Consider the following 17,491-nt stretch of genomic DNA (forward strand, 5'->3'; position numbering starts at 1 on the left):
GAATTATGCACAAACTTATCCACAATATTGATCTTGAGGCGGATCTCGAAGATCAACAAAACTTTTCACCTTATCTTCCTCAAAAGTTCATGTTTTCAGCCAGGCTATGGCATCCTTTAGCGATAAACTAAAATCAGTCACGGAACGGAACATTATGGTTCAGATCGCGCAAAACCCACTTATCCTCGTTGATGGCTCATCCTATCTCTATCGTGCCTATCATGCTTTCCCACCGCTGACCAATAGCAAAGGTGAACCGACCGGGGCAATGTACGGCGTGCTGAACATGCTGCGCAGTCTGTTATTGCAGTACCAACCGACGCACGCAGCAGTCGTCTTTGATGCCAAAGGTAAAACCTTCCGTGACGAGCTGTTTGAGCACTACAAATCTCACCGTCCGCCAATGCCAGACGATCTTCGTGCACAAATCGAACCTTTGCATGCCATGGTTAAAGCGATGGGTTTGCCGCTGCTTGCTGTTTCAGGCGTGGAAGCCGACGATGTGATCGGTACGCTGGCGCTTGAAGCTGAACGTGTTGGCCGCCCTGTGCTTATCAGCACTGGCGACAAAGATATGGCGCAGCTGGTTACACCGGGCGTTACGCTTATTAACACCATGACTAACACCATTCTTGGCCCGGATGAAGTTCGCACTAAATATGGCGTGCCTCCAGAACTGATCATCGACTTCCTGGCGCTGATGGGAGATTCCTCAGACAACATTCCTGGAGTGCCGGGCGTTGGCGAGAAAACCGCGCAGGCACTGCTTCAAGGGTTAGGTGGTCTGGATACGCTGTATGCCAACCCTGAAAAAATCGCAGAATTGACATTCCGTGGCGCGAAAACCATGGCGGCTAAGCTCGAGCAAAGCAAAGATCTTGCTTATCTCTCCTATCAACTGGCTACCATCAAAACGGATGTGGAGCTGGAGCTTGGCTGCGAGCAATTAGAAGTGCAGCAACCGGCGGATGAAGAACTGCTTGGCTTGTTCAAACAGTATGAATTTAAGCGCTGGATTACTGACGTTGAAGCGGGAAAATGGTTGCAGGCTAAGGGCGTAAAACCTGCGGCACAGCCACAGAAAGCCATTGAGGTAGAAGCTGAGGCTGAAGCAGAAGCAGAAGAGCCAGCCACTGCACTCTCTTATGAAAACTACGTCACCATTCTTGAAGAAAGTGTGCTTGAAGAGTGGATTGCCTGCCTGAAAAAAGCCCCGGTTATTGCCTTTGATACCGAAACCGACAGCCTGGATAACGTCAGTGCGAATTTGGTCGGCCTCTCATTTGCTACAGAGCCGGGTGTTGCCTGCTACATTCCAGTCGCACATGACTATTTAGATGCACCGGTACAAATTCCGCGTGAACGAGCGCTCGAACTGCTGAAACCCTTACTTGAAGACGAAAGCGTGCTTAAAGTTGGGCAGAACCTCAAATATGACCGCGGCATCATGCAGAATTACGATATCGAGCTGCGCGGTATTGCCTTCGATACCATGCTCGAATCCTACATTCTTGATAGCGTCGCAGGCCGCCATGATATGGATAGCCTCTCTGCGCGCTGGCTTAAACACACCACGATTACGTTTGAAGAAATCGCCGGTAAAGGTAAAAAACAGCTGACCTTTAACCAGATAGATCTGGAGCAGGCTGGGCGTTATGCCGCAGAAGATGCAGACGTAACGTTACAGTTGCACCTGAAAATGTGGCCGCAGCTTGAAAAGCGCGAAGGGCCGCTAAGCATCTTTAAAAACATCGAAATGCCACTGGTACCAGTGCTGTCTCGCATTGAACGTAATGGCGTGAAGATCGACCCGGCCGTGTTACATACCCATTCTGAGCAGCTCACAAAGCGTCTTGCGGAGCTGGAAATTAAAGCCCATGAAATTGCGGGCGAGCCGTTTAACCTCTCTTCGCCAAAGCAATTGCAGACTATTTTATTTGAAAAGCAGGGTATTAAACCGCTGAAGAAAACACCAGGCGGTGCACCGTCCACGTCTGAAGAAGTTCTGGAAGAGTTGGCTCTGGATTATCCGTTGCCAAAAGTTATTCTTGAACATCGTGGTCTGGCGAAGCTTAAATCGACCTACACAGATAAATTGCCGCTGATGATCAACCCGAAAACCGGGCGTGTACATACCTCTTATCATCAGGCGGTTGCAGCGACCGGGCGTCTGTCTTCTACCGAACCGAACCTGCAAAATATTCCGGTGCGCAATGAAGAAGGGCGTCGCATTCGTCAGGCCTTTATTGCCCCAAAAGATTATCTGATTGTTTCTGCGGACTACTCGCAAATTGAATTGCGCATCATGGCGCATTTATCCCGCGATAAAGGTCTGCTTACCGCATTTGCGGAAGGGAAAGATATCCACCGTGCAACCGCCTCTGAAGTCTTTGGCACGCCTTTAGATAGCGTTTCAGGCGAACAGCGCCGCAGCGCAAAAGCGATTAACTTCGGCCTGATTTACGGTATGAGCGCATTTGGCTTGTCACGCCAGCTCAACATTCCGCGTAAAGAGTCGCAGAAGTATATGGATCTCTACTTTGAGCGCTACCCTGGCGTGCTGGAATACATGGAGCGTACCCGCAAGCAGGCGAAAGAGCAGGGCTACGTCGAAACGCTGGATGGCCGTCGTCTTTATCTTCCGGACATCAATTCCAGTAATGCCGCCCGTCGTGCTGGAGCTGAACGCGCAGCGATTAACGCCCCTATGCAGGGAACGGCGGCAGACATCATTAAACGCGCGATGATTGCGGTCGATGCCTGGCTTGAAGCTGAGAAGCCACGCGTGAAAATGATCATGCAGGTACACGATGAATTAGTGTTTGAAGTGCATCAGGATGATCTCGATGCAGTATCGAAGAAAATTCACGAATTGATGGAAGGCAGCATGAAACTGGATGTGCCACTACTGGTGGAAGTCGGAAGCGGCGCAAACTGGGATGAAGCTCACTAATTAAAGCGATTTATGTAACTAAGCAACATAAGTCATATCTTTTTGTGATGATGCTTCAAGATCGGTGTGTAAAGGGTGAAAAAAAACTACAAAAAATGCTTTTTCAACCGAAAAAAAAGGAGTAGAGTTATTTGCGTAGGGTACAGAGGTAAGATGTTCTATCTTTCAGACCTTTTACTTCACGTAATCGGATTTGGCTGAATATTTTAGCCGCCCCAGTCAGTAATGACTGGGGCGTTTTTTATTGCGCGCGAGTCAGGAAAAGTACGGGCGAACCCGCGCTTTTATTATTCGCCAGAAGTTTCGTCGTCTTCTTCAACACCGTCTTCTTCAGTTGCTGGTGGGATGTCGTTGTACCAGCCATCAAGTTTATGACGCAGCACATCGACACCGATTTTCTTCAGTGACGAAAACGCCTCAACCTGAATATCACCGTTAAAGTCTACCACCGCTGCACGCACCATATTTAGCTGTGCTTTACGAGCGCCAGACGCCAGTTTGTCAGCTTTGGTCAAAAGCAGCATCACGGGGATATTGCTCGCAACAGCCCAGTGAATCATCTGCTGATCAAGGTCTTTAAGCGGGTGACGGATATCCATCAACACCACCAGGCCTTTCAGGCTATTACGTTTTTGCAGATACTCGCCGAGCGCACGCTGCCATTTCAGTTTTACTTCTTCAGGCACTTCGGCGTAGCCATAGCCTGGCAAATCCACCAGACGTTTACCGTCAGCCACTTCAAACAGGTTAATGAGCTGAGTACGGCCAGGGGTTTTACTGGTACGCGCCAGAGCTTTCTGATTGGTCAGCGTATTTAATGCGCTGGATTTTCCTGCGTTAGAGCGGCCTGCGAAAGCAACCTCAATACCGGTATCAGAAGGTAAATGGCGAATATCCGGTGCGCTAAGCACGAAGTGGGTCAGTTGATAATTCCAGTTTGTCAAAACGGTTGTCTCCCTCAGGATGAGCATTGTGGGGGATTATACCTGAACCTGGGGAAAACGCCGTGTTTCTCGGCGCGGCTGACAGGATTACAGAAATCCGCCCGCGGTTTGTAAGACATTGACCATTCATATTGACAGACAACGTAGTGTTGTTTGATGCGGAAATAATTAAAAGTTTTTATAAAACATGAAGTTAAAGAAATATCTTTGGATTACCTACCAGACTTAATGCAAATAGTAATCTTGTAGAATCAAAGGGTAAGAGTAAAGTAAGCGGCACAGGCAAAGGAGAGCCACAAAGGATAGCAACTCAGGATGAGGGTTCAGGATCGTCAGGAAGGCGAAGAACCAAGGAAATGCCAGGAGGCAACGTCAGGAGACGTTTAATAGGGACAAGGAACTACACGGAAGTTGTTTGCAAGGGAAAGACAGGGCGTCGAGTGCAAACAGGGATTGTGTGACCTATGAAGGGTCCAGAGACAAGAAAAAGGCGACAGGTTAACCTGCCGCCTTTTTTCTTTGCTTGCTTTCTGCTAGATTCCGCCGCAATTCTATACTGAATAAAAACGGCTCAAGACAACTTATTATGAAGCAACAAAACTCAGCAGCACCTGGCTCCAAACCTTCGAAAGTACGTCGCAAAACGCGCGAAGAGATCGATCGCGAAGCGCGCGACCGTAAACGTGAGAAAAAACACAGCGGACACGCTGCGGGCAGCCGTGCAACTGGCGGCAGTCAGGCAAAAAGTGGAAATAGCAGCTCTCAGACTAAAGATCCGCGTATTGGTAGCAAAAAACCTATTGCCCTGGGCGTAACGGAAGTTCAGGTCAAGAAACCTAAACAGCACAAACCTAAAGTCGAGAAACCTATGCTAACACCACAGGCTGAACTGGATTTGCTGGAAAACGATGAGCGCCTGGATGCGCTGCTGGAACGTCTTGAAGAAGGTGAAACACTCAACGCAGAAGAGCAGGCTTGGGTTAACGCCAAACTCGATCGCATTGATGCGCTGATGGAAGAACTCGGCATCTCTTATGAAGATGACGAAGATGAAGAAGAAAAAGAGAAGGGTGATGATTTAATGCGCCTTCTCAAAGGTGGTAACTAAACGTTATCTCAATGGGATTACCTGCTCTTTTCGTGGTTATTCCACTGGTGTGTTATCTGCTGTGGTTATTCGTTAAACTACGGCGGTTGTCGCGATTGCAAAAATCGTTGCGCCGTCAACGAATGCGGCATCACCGGAGGAAGTGATTATGTCTGAGCAGTTAATCGATTGGGATCTGGCCCTGATCCAGAAGTATAATTATTCAGGGCCGCGTTATACCTCTTACCCCACCGCGCTGGAATTCTCCGAAGAGTTCGGCGAGGCGGCGTTTCTGCAAGCGGTTGCTCGTTATCCCGAGCGCCCGCTGTCGCTATATGTTCATATCCCGTTCTGCCATAAGCTGTGCTATTTCTGCGGCTGCAATAAAATCGTTACTCGCCAGACGCACAAGGCCGATCAGTATTTAGATGCGCTGGAGCAAGAGATAGCCAGCCGTGCACCGCTCTTTAAGGGCCGTCACGTCAGCCAACTGCATTGGGGCGGTGGTACACCGACTTACCTCAGTAAAGCGCAGATAAGCCGTCTGATGGGGCTTCTACGGGGTCATTTCAATTTCAACGAAGATGCTGAGCTGTCGATTGAAGTCGATCCGCGTGAAATTGAACTCGATGTGCTGGATCACCTGCGTAACGAAGGTTTTACTCGCCTGAGCATGGGTGTGCAGGATTTCAATAAAGAAGTGCAGCGCCTGGTTAACCGGGAGCAAGACGAAGAGTTTATTTTTGCGCTGATTCAGCGCGCGCGTGACCTGGGCTTTACCTCGACCAATATCGATTTGATCTATGGGCTGCCAAAGCAGACGCCAGAAAGTTTTGCCTTCACGCTCAAACGCGTTGCAGAACTTAGCCCGCACCGCCTGAGCGTTTTTAACTACGCGCACCTGCCGACATTATTCGCGGCACAACGAAAAATTAAAGATGCTGATTTGCCGAGCGCCCAGCAGAAGCTGGACATTCTGCAAGAAACCATCGGCTCTCTGACTCGCGATGGCTATCAGTTTATCGGTATGGACCACTTTGCCCGCCCGGATGACGAACTCGCGATTGCCCAGCGCGAAGGGAAATTGCATCGTAATTTCCAGGGCTACACCACCCAGGGCGATACTGATTTACTCGGCATGGGTGTTTCCGCAATCAGCATGATCGGCGACTGCTACGCGCAGAACCAAAAAGAGCTGAAGAGTTATTATCAGCAGGTTGATCAGCAGGGCGATGCGCTGTGGCGCGGGCTGGCATTAACCCGCGATGACTGTATCCGACGCGACGTTATCAAAGCGCTTATCTGCAATTTCCAGCTTAAATTTGCCGAAGTAGAACAGCTTTGGGATCTGAACTTTGCAGAATACTTCGCAGAAGATCTGAAATTGCTGGCGCCACTTGCGAAAGATGGGCTGGTGGATATCGACGGCAAACACATTCAGGTGACGGCCAAAGGCCGCTTGCTCATTCGTAATATCTGCATGTGTTTTGATAGTTACCTGCGCCAGAAGGCGCGGATGCAACAATTTTCACGCGTAATATAAAAAAACGGGCCAAATAAATGGCCCGTTTTAGTTTGATAGTAAACTTTTTTCGTAGGTCGGATTAGCGTAGCGACATCCGACTATTCCATACCCAATTCTTTCAGTTTACGCGTCAGGGTATTTCGTCCCCAACCGAGTAACCTTGCCGCTTCCTGCTTATGGCCTTGCGTGTGTCGCAACGCCGTTGTCAGCAGCGTGCGCTCCATTTCCGGTTGCGCCTCGGAAAGTAAATTCTGATGACCGGAGCGAAGTGCACGGTCTGCCCACTGCGCCAGAAGCGTCGCCCAGTTATCTGACTGAGAATGTGTCGGGCTATCCGGAATAGTGGTCTCGAACAACTCGGCGGGTAAATCCTGAATCAACACTTCCTGACCGGCAGCCATCACCGTTAACCAACGACAGGTGTTTTCCAGTTGGCGAACGTTTCCGGGCCAGGCCACTCGAGTTAACGCATTTTCCGTTTCTGGATGCAGCAGCTTTGCTTCAACGCCCAATTCCTGAGCCGCAACTTGCAAGAAATGACGCGCAAGGCGTGGAATATCTTCCCGACGTTCACGCAGCGGTGGTAAGTGCACGCGAATAACGTTCAGGCGGTGGAACAAATCCTCACGGAATTTCCCTTCCTGCACGCGTAATTCGAGGTTCTGATGCGTTGCGGCAATAATTCGGACATCGACTTTGACTGGCGCATAACCGCCAACGCGATAAAACTGCCCGTCTGCCAGGACACGTAACAAGCGAGTTTGCACATCTAACGGCATATCACCGATTTCATCAAGGAATAGCGTGCCGCCGTCGGCTTGTTCAAAACGGCCCTGACGAATTTGATTCGCGCCGGTAAATGCCCCTTTCTCGTGGCCAAACAGCTCGGACTCAATCAAATCCTTTGGGATAGCCGCCATATTTAGCGCGATAAAAGGTGATTTCACACGCGGGCTATGGCGATGCAGAGCATGGGCGACCAGCTCTTTGCCCGTACCCGATTCACCATTAATTAGCACGCTTATTGATGACCGGGACAGGCGACCAATAATGCGAAAGACATCCTGCATCGCTGGAGCTTCACCGATAATATCTGTGGTCGGCCCGTTAACCTGCACATTGCGCGGTTGCTGCTGTTCCTGATAGTGGCTGATGGCACGTTCAACAAGTGCTACGGCTTCATCAATATCAAAAGGTTTCGGCAGATAATCAAACGCACCTTGCTGATAGGCGCTAACCGCGGCTTCAAGATCTGAATGCGCCGTCATTATGATGACCGGAAGCATAGGATGGCGCTGTTTAATCTGTTTGAGCAATGCCAGACCGTCCATGCCGGGCATACGAATATCAGATAACAAAACGTCCGGGGTCTTGGTTGCAAGTGCATTCAGGACTTCATTGCCACTTTCAAATGTAGTGCAGGTTAAACCAGCTCCGGTCAGGGCGCGTTCCAGCACCCAGCGGATGGAGCTATCGTCATCAACGATCCAAACTATCCCTCGTTGCATAAAGACCTCTACTTACGAATAGGCAGGTAAACCGAAAACTCGGTATGGCCTGGCCAACTGTTAAATTCGATTTTTCCCGAATGCTGATCGATCAAGTTGCGTGCAATAGAAAGACCTAAACCTGTCCCTCCCTCACGTCCGCTCACCATCGGGTAGAATAGCGTGTCCTGCAGATGGGCCGGAATACCCGGACCGTTGTCTTCAACATCAATGCGTGCAGCCAGACGGTAGCGCGCGCCATGCAGCGTAAGCTGGAAAGCGGTACGCGTACGTAACACAATCTCGCCGCCATCACTGCCCAACGCCTGAAGCGCGTTGCGCACAATATTCAGTAAAATCTGTTCAATTTGGTCGGGGTCGTGTGCCAGTTCCGGCAGGCTTGGATCGTAATCTCTCACCAGCGTCACGTTAGCTGGCAGTTCCATCGACACCAGTTTCATCACCCTTTCGGTGACTTTGTGAATGCTTTCAGTAACGTGCATCCCCGGTTGCTGTGGGCCTAACAGGCGATCCACCAAATTTCGCAAACGGTCGGCTTGCTCAATAATCACTTTGGTGTATTCAGTGAGCGACGGGTCCGGCAAAGCTTTTGCCAGAAGTTGCGCTGCACCCCGTAACCCACCGAGAGGATTTTTAATCTCATGCGCCAGCCCACGGACTAAGTCACGAGCGGCAATTTGCTGCGCATGCTGTAACTGCTCCTGACTCAAACGACGTTGGTTATCCATCGGCGCCATTTCCATCAGGATGTAACCTTCCGGTAAACGTTGAGCGGTCAGGGAAAGAATGTGGGAGCGGCTATCAATAACCAATGTGACTTCGTTATCGGTAAAACCCTGGCCTGCGGTCAGGCTTTCCTGCATTAAGCCAATATTGAGCGAAAAATAACTCAACAGCTCTGGTAGCGGCGTGCCGTACAGCTTGCGCGAACTCTGCGCCAAAAGTTGCTGTGCAGCGGGGTTGGCGTAATGCACCGCCAGTTCGTCATCGACCAGTAAAATGCTGTTGATTAAAGAATTCAGGATCTGCCCAGCATCGGGCAGCGTGCCGGTTGCCATAAAGCAGTCTCCGATAATTTGCACTGTGATGGTGCATTATAGTTTCCTGTTGGCAAAATATATTGCTGTAACAGGTTATTTGTGGAGAAAAAAGCCCATCCGAAGATGGGCTGAAAGTTTCCACGGCAACAAAAAACGACTCTGATTAAACGCTGTAGTACAACTCAAACTCTACCGGGTGCGGAGTCATACGCACACGGTCGTTTTCTTCGATACGCAGAGCGATGTATGCGTCGATGGCGTCATCAGTGAACACGCCGCCCGCAGTCAGGAACTCGCGGTCTTCGTTCAGGCAGTTCAGTGCTTCTTCCAGAGAGCCTGCAACTTGTGGGATCTCTTTCGCTTCTTCTGGCGGCAGGTCATACAGGTTTTTGTCCATCGCTTCGCCTGGATGGATTTTGTTCTTGATACCATCAAGACCAGCCATCAGCAGTGCTGCGAAGCACAGGTATGGGTTAGCTGCCGGGTCTGGGAAGCGCACTTCGATACGGCGTGCTTTCGGAGACGCAACCACTGGGATACGAATAGAAGCAGAACGGTTACGGGCAGAGTAAGCCAACATAACAGGTGCTTCATAACCTGGGACCAGACGCTTGTAAGAGTTGGTTGTCGGGTTAGACAGGGCGTTGATGGCTTTAGCGTGTTTGATAACACCGCCGATGTAGTACAGCGCTTGCTCAGACAGGCCAGCATATTTGTCGCCAGAGAACAGGTTTACGCCGTTCTTGGACAGAGACATGTGGCAGTGCATGCCGGAACCGTTATCGCCAAACATTGGTTTTGGCATGAAGGTCGCAGTTTTGCCGTATGCGTGAGCAACGTTATGAACCACATATTTGTAGATCTGAATTTCGTCTGCTTTTTTGGTCATGGTGTTGAAGCGGGTAGCCACTTCGTTCTGACCAGCAGTTGCCACTTCGTGGTGGTGAGCTTCAACAACCAGGCCCATTTGCTCCATGGTCAGACACATTGCAGAACGCAGGTCCTGGGCTGAGTCGACCGGTGGAACCGGGAAGTAACCGCCTTTAACAGCAGGACGGTGGCCTTTGTTGCCGCCTTCGTATTTGGTTCCGGTGTTCCATGCGCCTTCGATATCGTCGATAGCAACGTGAGAACCGGAAATAGAGCTACCGAAACGGATGTCGTCAAACAGGAAGAATTCTGGTTCTGGCCCAAACAGTACGGTATCGGCAATGCCAGTGGAGCGCAGGTAATCTTCAGCACGTTTTGCGATGGAGCGCGGGTCACGGTCATAACCCTGTAAGGTGCCTGGCTCAAGAATGTCGCAACGAATGATAAGCGTCGAGTCTGCGAAGAACGGGTCAATGACCGCGGTGGATGCGTCTGGCATCAGAACCATATCGGATTCGTTAATACCTTTCCAGCCACCAATCGAGGAGCCATCAAACATTTTGCCTTCTTCGAAGAATTCAGCATTCACCTGGTGAGCAGGGATTGTGACGTGCTGTTCTTTACCTTTAGTGTCAGTGAAGCGCAAATCAACAAATTTCACTTCATGCTCATTCAGCATCGTCAATACGTGTTCAGCGGACATACTTAACTCTCCCGGATTGGTCATTGTCGTCGTGGTAACGAGTGTTCAATACATTCTTCATTGGCTTTTCGCCTTGAAAGTATTAAAGCGAAAACTGTGCCAACTTTTAAATTACCCTAAAAAGGCGCTATCATGCGCACCATAGTGCAAAAGGGATGCACCATGATGGATAGTTTGCACCAATGTAGTGCTTCAGTCTGAGATTTGAGCACCATATTGGTGCAATTTTCGTTATGGCTCCCTTTTTTGCTCCGTGAAAGCGATCACAAACCCTTACTTTCAACATTGTTTGTAAAGGTTCTTTGTGATCCTGTTCTGTCCTTCGATTAATACGTGTACAATAACGCGCTATTTCTAATGCCTGAGGCAAAGTTGTGATCGAAAATCTGCGTAACATCGCCATCATCGCGCACGTTGACCATGGTAAAACTACCCTGGTTGATAAGCTGCTGCAGCAATCTGGTACTTTCAGTAACGAACGTGCTGAAGCTACCGAACGCGTGATGGACTCCAACGATTTGGAGAAAGAGCGTGGGATTACCATCCTCGCTAAAAACACCGCTATCAAATGGAATGACTACCGTATCAACATCGTTGATACCCCTGGGCACGCCGACTTCGGTGGTGAAGTTGAACGTGTAATGTCCATGGTAGACTCCGTTCTGCTGGTCGTTGACGCAATGGATGGCCCAATGCCGCAGACGCGCTTCGTAACCAAGAAGGCATTTGCCCACGGTTTGAAGCCAATTGTTGTTATCAACAAAGTTGACCGTCCTGGCGCGCGTCCTGACTGGGTTGTTGATCAGGTCTTCGACCTGTTCGTAAACCTCGACGCAACCGACGAGCAGCTTGATTTCCCAATCATCTATGCATCAGCATTGATGGGTATCGCGGGTAACGATCACACTGATATGGCGGAAGACATGACCCCGCTGTACCAGGCGATTGTTGACCACGTTAAAGCACCAAGCGTTGATCTTGATGGTCCGTTCCAGATGCAAATCTCCCAGCTTGATTACAACAACTATGTTGGCGTTATCGGCATCGGTCGTATCAAGCGCGGTAAAGTGAAGCCTAACCAGCAGATCACTATCGTTGATAGCGAAGGCAAAACGCGTAACGGTAAAGTCGGTAAAGTACTGACTCACCTCGGTCTGGAGCGTATTGAATCCACCGAAGCGGAAGCGGGCGACATCATCGCAATCACCGGTCTGGGCGAGCTGAACATCTCCGACACCCTTTGCGATACGCAAAATGTTGAAGCGCTGCCAGCACTGTCTGTTGATGAACCAACCGTTACCATGTTCTTCAACGTCAACACCTCTCCGTTCTGTGGCAAAGAAGGTAAATTCGTTACTTCTCGTCAGATCCTTGACCGCCTGAACAAAGAGCTGGTGCACAACGTTGCACTGCGTGTTGAAGAAACCGAAGATGCGGATGCATTCCGTGTCTCTGGTCGTGGCGAACTGCACCTGTCTGTACTGATCGAAAACATGCGTCGTGAAGGCTTCGAACTGGCTGTGTCCCGTCCGAAAGTAATCAACCGTATGATCGATGGCCGTATGCAAGAGCCGTTCGAAAACGTGACTCTGGACATCGAAGAACAGCACCAGGGTTCTGTCATGCAGGCGATGGGTGAGCGTAAGGGCGATGTCAAAGACATGATCCCTGACGGCAAAGGTCGTATCCGTCTGGATTACCTGATCCCAGCACGTGGCCTGATCGGCTTCCGTACTGAGTTCATGACCATGACTTCTGGTACTGGTCTGCTGTACTCCACATTCAGCCACTACGACGACGTGAAACCAGGCGAAATCGGCCAGCGTCAAAACGGCGTGCTGATCTCTAACGGTCAGGGTAAAGCGGTTGCGTTTGCTCTGTTCGGTCTGCAAGATCGCGGCAAGTTGTTCCTGGGCCACGGCGCAGAAGTTTACGAAGGCCAGATCATCGGTATTCACAGTCGTTCTAACGACCTGACTGTAAACTGCCTGACCGGTAAGAAACTGACCAACATGCGTGCGTCTGGTACTGACGAAGCGACAACTCTGGTTCCTGCACAGAAGATGTCTCTGGAGCAAGCTCTGGAATTCATCGATGACGACGAACTGGTAGAAGTAACGCCTACTTCTGTACGTATCCGTAAACGTCACCTGACTGAAAACGACCGCAAACGCGCGGGTCGTGGCGGCAAAGAAGCGTAAGTTTCTTTCTTCGCTAAAAAGTATTGAAGCCCTGCCTGTTTAGGCGGGGCTTTTTTTCGTCCTTTCTTTTGTTGAAAATAATTTTTATTCTTTGTCGATTATTGTTAACCCTGGCCTGTTTTTATTATTGAATATCTCATTAAATAGTCATCCATAAAGTGGTTATTATATTTGCACTGTAAATGGGATTTTATAAAATATAATGGAGGTATATGTATGAGGGCGAAATTAAACAGTATAGAACTAACTATGTCATTGCCCTGTATTGTGTTTTCTACAGCAAATCGTTTTGATGATTATTCTGCCGATGATATGCAGTGTGGGGATTTAGACAGTGCTCAGTTAATAAACCTTGGTCTTGATGATATATCAGAACGGGTTGATCCCTATAAATTATTGAGATATGACTCTCCGCTAAAACCCAGTTATAGCGGAAATTATTTTGGTACATCCCCTTCGTTTCCTAAAGCAACGCCAATTACTCTGCAAGAGTGCAAAAGTATTCTGTTTAATGAAATGAAAGAGTTATCAACAATGTTTGCTAAGGGTCAGTACGCTTATCTCATTAGTGAAATGATAGATAACTTTCAGAACGGAAATGGTGCGGCATATCATCACATGGGTCTGGACCGCGCATTTTTGGATCTTATACAACCGCCTTCAGATAGCAATGTTCTGGATGTAATAAAGTCAACTATAAATAACGAGATAGGGAAAGTTAATAACCTATCTTTAACACATGCTATTTCGAGTGGAATTTATAACTCAAGGTTACCAAAATTCAATCGTATTAAAGATAATTATAACGGACTTGGGATTACGATTCATGATGTACATGCGCAAGAAATTAAACTTTTAACTCTCAATCGGTCAGGGTACTCGTGGAGTGCGGTGGTTAATTTTAAGGCCCAGGATCATTTCGGACTCGATAAAATAGATATCTCCAATCCTTTATTTAAGAATCACCGTTTTTTCCGTATCTGGTTTTTTCTACAGCGCCACAAAAGCTATGCATTTAAGCCGTTTTTCACCAATTTTAGTACAAGTATTACCATTGATGGTAACGTATGAAAATAAAATGGAAAAGATTCAATAAAATAGCGGTTGTTATATTTTTAACAATCACTGTCTGTAATTCATGGACATTACGCCCTGTGAATATAATCCATACCAGCAAGCAGAGAGAAACAATATATGATGTTGTTGTCGATCACTTTCCGTTCACCGACAGGGATAGAATACATTGGTATGTAGATCATAAATCGGAGTTGCGAGAAAAATATGGCATACCTGGGAAGTTAGGTTATGCAATAACCATTTGGAATGTTGGGGATGGTTTTCTAAGTTTTAAAGATAATGCAAGACGGATTGATGATTTATATTGCTTCGGTGATATAGAAAGCGATGAAAGGTGTATAGATAAAAGCATCCCTTTAGTAGTCTATTTATCTGAAAATAATAAAGAATTTTTTGATATGGGTTATAACGGTTATTCATATACTCTCGACAAAGACGGAAAGCTTTCGGCAGCCAAAGATAGGGAGCTGCTGGATCGTATGAAGGGTAGATATTAATAGAGTATTGATGATCGTTCAAAAGCAAGTTTGTTGAGTTATGGGTTTAGTGCCAGCATGATACAAAAATGACATTGGTGGAATTCGCTTCGCAGTTTGCCGTCTGCCCACTATCTACCTTCTCTGATTACCGCTACAGTTATTTGTCCATGCGCAAAGGAGAGGCTTATGTTGTATATCTTTGATTTAGGCAACGTCATTGTTGATATCGACTTCAACCGCGTGATGGGGGTATGGAGCGATTACAGCCGTGTGCCACTAGCGAATTTGCAAAAAAGTTTTGTAATAGGAGAGGCGTTTCACCGCCACGAGCGCGGGCAAATCACCGACGAAGAATTTGCCGCAGCGGTGTGTGAGGAAATGGGCATGGCGCTGAGCTTTGATCAGTTCTCCGCAGGCTGGCAGGCTATCTTTGTGGGCTTACGCCTGGAAGTTATCGCTGTCATGAACACGCTCAGGGAGCAGGGGCATCGCGTTGTGGTACTTTCAAACACCAACCGCCTACATACTTATTTCTGGCTGGGCGAATACCCGCAAATTGCTCAAGCGGCAGATAAAATCTATCTGTCTCAAGAGATGGGGATGCGTAAACCAGACGCTGAGATTTATCAAAAACTCCTCGAAACAGAAGGATTTTCGGCCAGCGATGCAGTCTTTTTTGACGATAACGCCGATAATATTAAAGGAGCTCAACAGTTGGGAATCACCAGTATTTTGGTGACCGGAAAAGAGACCGTGCCCGGGTATTTCGCAAAAAACCTATGATAAAAAACGTTCATCGCAAAACGAGTCAACACCTCAGGCCGTATTTGGCCTGGGGAAAACTACTCTGGCACCGCATCGACCAGGACAATATGACCACGCTTGCAGGTAACCTTGCCTACGTGTCATTGCTTTCGCTTGTGCCTTTGGTTGCGGTTGTGTTCGCCCTGTTTGCGGCTTTTCCAATGTTTGCCGACGTTAGCATTCAACTCCGGCATTTTGTTTTCTCAAACTTTCTGCCCGCGACGGGCGATATCATTCAGCGCTATATCGAACAGTTTGTGGCTAACTCCAACAAGATGACGGCGGTGGGAGCATGCGGGCTTATCGTCACCGCATTGCTGTTGATGTACGCCGTGGATAGCGCGCTCAACACTATCTGGCGCAGCACGCGCACCCGACCCAAAATCTATTCGTTTGCCGTCTATTGGATGATTTTAACGCTTGGGCCCTTGTTAGCCGGGGCGAGCCTCGCCATCAGTTCATATTTACTTTCTCTGCGCTGGGTGACGGGCTTTAACAGCACCATTGATATCGTGCTGCGTATCTTCCCTTTGCTGCTTTCCTGGCTGTCATTCTGGATGTTATACAGCATCGTTCCCACCACTCGGGTTCCCGTACGTGATGCGCTAATTGGCTCGCTGGTGGCAGCTCTTTTATTTGAGCTGGGGAAAAAAGGCTTTGCCCTCTACATCACCATGTTCCCCTCTTACCAATTGATTTACGGCGTATTAGCCGTGATCCCCATTTTATTTGTCTGGGTCTACTGGACCTGGTGTATCGTGTTGCTCGGTGCCGAAATTACTGTCACTCTCGGCGATTACCGAAGGCTTCGCACCGAAGCTCAGCAGGAAGAATTGGACGAACCATGATTGCATTAATTCAGCGCGTCACCCACGCTCGCGTCACCTTGGACGGTATCGTGACGGGTGAAATTGGCCCAGGACTTTTGGTGTTATTGGGTGTCGAAAAAGAAGATAACGAGCAGAAAGCGAATCGCCTTTGTGAGCGGGTTTTAGGTTACCGAATTTTTGGCGATGAAAATGACAAAATGAACCTTAATGTTCAGCAAGCCGGTGGCAGTGTACTGGTGGTGTCGCAGTTTACCCTCGCAGCAGATACCGAGCGTGGTATGCGCCCAAGTTTCTCGGGTGGCGCCGCACCGCAGCTTGCAGAAGAGTTATATGAATACTTTGTAGAACGCTGTCGACAACAGGGTATTGTGGCCGAAACGGGGCGCTTCGCCGCCGATATGCAGGTCAGCCTGACGAATGATGGTCCTGTGACGTTTTGGTTACAGGTCTGAGTCCGCAGCATTTACGGTCCCGCGTAACAAGAGAGAGTACATGTATGTATCACCTTCGCGTACCGCAAACCGAAGAAGAGCTTGAGCTCTATTACCAGTTTCGTTGGGAAATGTTGCGCAAGCCGCTGCATCAACCCAAAGGCTCCGAGCGTGACGCGTGGGATGCCATGGCCCACCATCAGATGGTGGTGGACGAAGAAGGCAATCCGGTCGCCATTGGCCGCCTGTACATCAATGCCGACAACGAAGCGGCTATCCGTTTTATGGCGGTTCACCCTTCTGTGCAAGATAAAGGCTTGGGGACGCTGGTGGCGATGACGCTGGAATCTGTCGCGCGCCAGGAAGGGGTCAAACGCGTCGTGTGTAGCGCGCGTGAAGATGCCGTAGAGTTCTTTGCCAAATTAGGTTTTGAGAACCAGGGCGAAATCACCACACCGTCGACCACGCCCATCCGCCATTTCCTGATGATAAAACGGGTCGCCTCGCTGGATGATATTCTCCATCGGGCTGACTGGTGTGGGCAGTTACAGCAAGCATGGTACGAGCATATTCCATTGAGTGAAAAAATGGGCGTGCGCATTCTGCAATACACCGGGCAGAAATTTATCACCACCATGCCGGAAGCGGGTAACCAAAATCCTCACCAAACGTTGTTCGCGGGTAGCCTGTTTTCACTGGCTACGCTAACCGGTTGGGGGCTGATTTGGCTGATGCTGCGTGAGCGTCACCTGGGCGGCACAATTATTCTTGCCGATGCGCATATCCGATATAGCAGCCCGATCACCGGAAGACCGGGGGCCATTGCTGATTTGGGCTCGCTAAGCGGCGATCTTGACCGCCTGGCTCGAGGCCGTAAAGCCCGCGTAGCATTGCAGGTTGAGCTTTTTGGCGATGATGAACAGGGTGCGGTTTTTGAAGGGATTTACTTAGTGTTACCCGCTAAGCCTTTCGGGCCACTTGAAGAAGGCGGGAACGAAGAAGAGTAGCCTCTCCACCTATTTCAGGCTGTGGGTGCAGC

At 49.0% G+C, this 17,491-nt stretch carries 14 protein-coding genes; 10 read left to right on the forward strand and 4 right to left on the reverse strand.

The window, feature by feature from the left end; all coding sequences use genetic code 11:
• The first annotated feature begins 154 nt into the window (after positions 1–154).
• Positions 155–2,953 carry a DNA polymerase I gene (gene polA / locus AB1E22_RS09580; protein ID WP_367595119.1) on the forward strand — a complete coding sequence of 933 codons (2,799 nt, stop codon included), beginning with the start codon at positions 155–157 and terminating at the stop codon, positions 2,951–2,953.
• 287 nt (positions 2,954–3,240) lie between these two features.
• On the opposite strand, the gene yihA is transcribed toward polA, so the two are convergent.
• A complete protein-coding gene (yihA, locus tag AB1E22_RS09585; RefSeq protein ID WP_367595120.1) occupies positions 3,241–3,897 on the reverse strand; it encodes a ribosome biogenesis GTP-binding protein YihA/YsxC in 657 nt (218 codons plus the stop codon).
• 586 nt (positions 3,898–4,483) lie between these two features.
• On the opposite strand from yihA, the gene yihI reads away from it, so the two are divergent.
• Together yihI and hemN are read left to right on the forward strand one after the other, a co-directional pair.
• Positions 4,484–5,005 (forward strand): Der GTPase-activating protein YihI, encoded by a 522-nt coding sequence (gene yihI, locus AB1E22_RS09590; protein WP_367595121.1) that lies wholly within the window; start codon positions 4,484–4,486, stop codon positions 5,003–5,005.
• Between the two features lie 148 nt (positions 5,006–5,153).
• Positions 5,154–6,527, forward strand: a complete 1,374-nt coding sequence (gene hemN, locus AB1E22_RS09595; RefSeq protein WP_367595122.1) for an oxygen-independent coproporphyrinogen III oxidase — start codon at positions 5,154–5,156, stop codon at positions 6,525–6,527.
• A gap of 80 nt (positions 6,528–6,607) precedes the next feature.
• On the opposite strand, the gene glnG is transcribed toward hemN, so the two are convergent.
• The 3 genes from glnG to glnA form a co-directional block, all read right to left on the reverse strand.
• On the reverse strand, positions 6,608–8,017 hold the full coding sequence (gene glnG, locus AB1E22_RS09600; RefSeq protein WP_367595123.1) for a nitrogen regulation protein NR(I): 1,410 nt from the start codon (positions 8,015–8,017) through the stop codon (positions 6,608–6,610).
• 8 nt (positions 8,018–8,025) lie between these two features.
• Positions 8,026–9,075, reverse strand: coding sequence for a nitrogen regulation protein NR(II) (gene glnL, locus AB1E22_RS09605; protein WP_367595124.1), 1,050 nt, complete (start codon positions 9,073–9,075; stop codon positions 8,026–8,028).
• Between the two features lie 145 nt (positions 9,076–9,220).
• Positions 9,221–10,630 (reverse strand): glutamate--ammonia ligase, encoded by a 1,410-nt coding sequence (gene glnA, locus AB1E22_RS09610; protein WP_367595125.1) that lies wholly within the window; start codon positions 10,628–10,630, stop codon positions 9,221–9,223.
• A 374-nt stretch (positions 10,631–11,004) separates the two neighbouring features.
• Between glnA and typA the strand changes: the two genes are divergently transcribed.
• The 7 genes from typA (at position 11,005) to fabY (ending at position 17,459) form a co-directional block, all read left to right on the forward strand.
• Positions 11,005–12,831: a ribosome-dependent GTPase TypA gene (gene typA, locus AB1E22_RS09615; RefSeq protein WP_367595126.1), complete on the forward strand. Its 1,827-nt coding sequence runs from the start codon at positions 11,005–11,007 to the stop codon at positions 12,829–12,831.
• A gap of 216 nt (positions 12,832–13,047) precedes the next feature.
• Entirely contained in the window at positions 13,048–13,902 is an 855-nt protein-coding gene (locus AB1E22_RS09620; RefSeq protein WP_367595127.1) for a DUF3289 family protein, read from the forward strand.
• Entirely contained in the window at positions 13,899–14,405 is a 507-nt protein-coding gene (locus tag AB1E22_RS09625) for a DUF943 family protein (RefSeq protein ID WP_367595128.1), read from the forward strand. The genes AB1E22_RS09620 and AB1E22_RS09625 overlap by 4 nt, the downstream gene beginning before the upstream one ends.
• Positions 14,406–14,573: 168 nt before the next feature.
• The gene (gene yihX, locus AB1E22_RS09630; RefSeq protein WP_367595129.1) at positions 14,574–15,170 is read left to right on the forward strand and encodes a glucose-1-phosphatase; all 597 of its coding nucleotides are present in this window, start codon (positions 14,574–14,576) and stop codon (positions 15,168–15,170) included.
• Entirely contained in the window at positions 15,167–16,039 is an 873-nt protein-coding gene (locus AB1E22_RS09635; protein ID WP_367595130.1) for a virulence factor BrkB family protein, read from the forward strand. Before yihX ends, AB1E22_RS09635 begins: the two co-directional genes overlap by 4 nt.
• Positions 16,036–16,473: a D-aminoacyl-tRNA deacylase gene (dtd, locus tag AB1E22_RS09640; protein ID WP_367595131.1), complete on the forward strand. Its 438-nt coding sequence runs from the start codon at positions 16,036–16,038 to the stop codon at positions 16,471–16,473. The genes AB1E22_RS09635 and dtd overlap by 4 nt, the downstream gene beginning before the upstream one ends.
• 44 nt (positions 16,474–16,517) lie before the next feature.
• On the forward strand, positions 16,518–17,459 hold the full coding sequence (fabY, locus tag AB1E22_RS09645; protein WP_367595132.1) for a fatty acid biosynthesis protein FabY: 942 nt from the start codon (positions 16,518–16,520) through the stop codon (positions 17,457–17,459).
• The last annotated feature ends 32 nt before the right edge of the window (positions 17,460–17,491 follow it).

It is taken from the genome of Buttiauxella gaviniae, assembly GCF_040786275.1.
Taxonomy (GTDB): Bacteria; Pseudomonadota; Gammaproteobacteria; order Enterobacterales; family Enterobacteriaceae; genus Buttiauxella; species Buttiauxella gaviniae_A.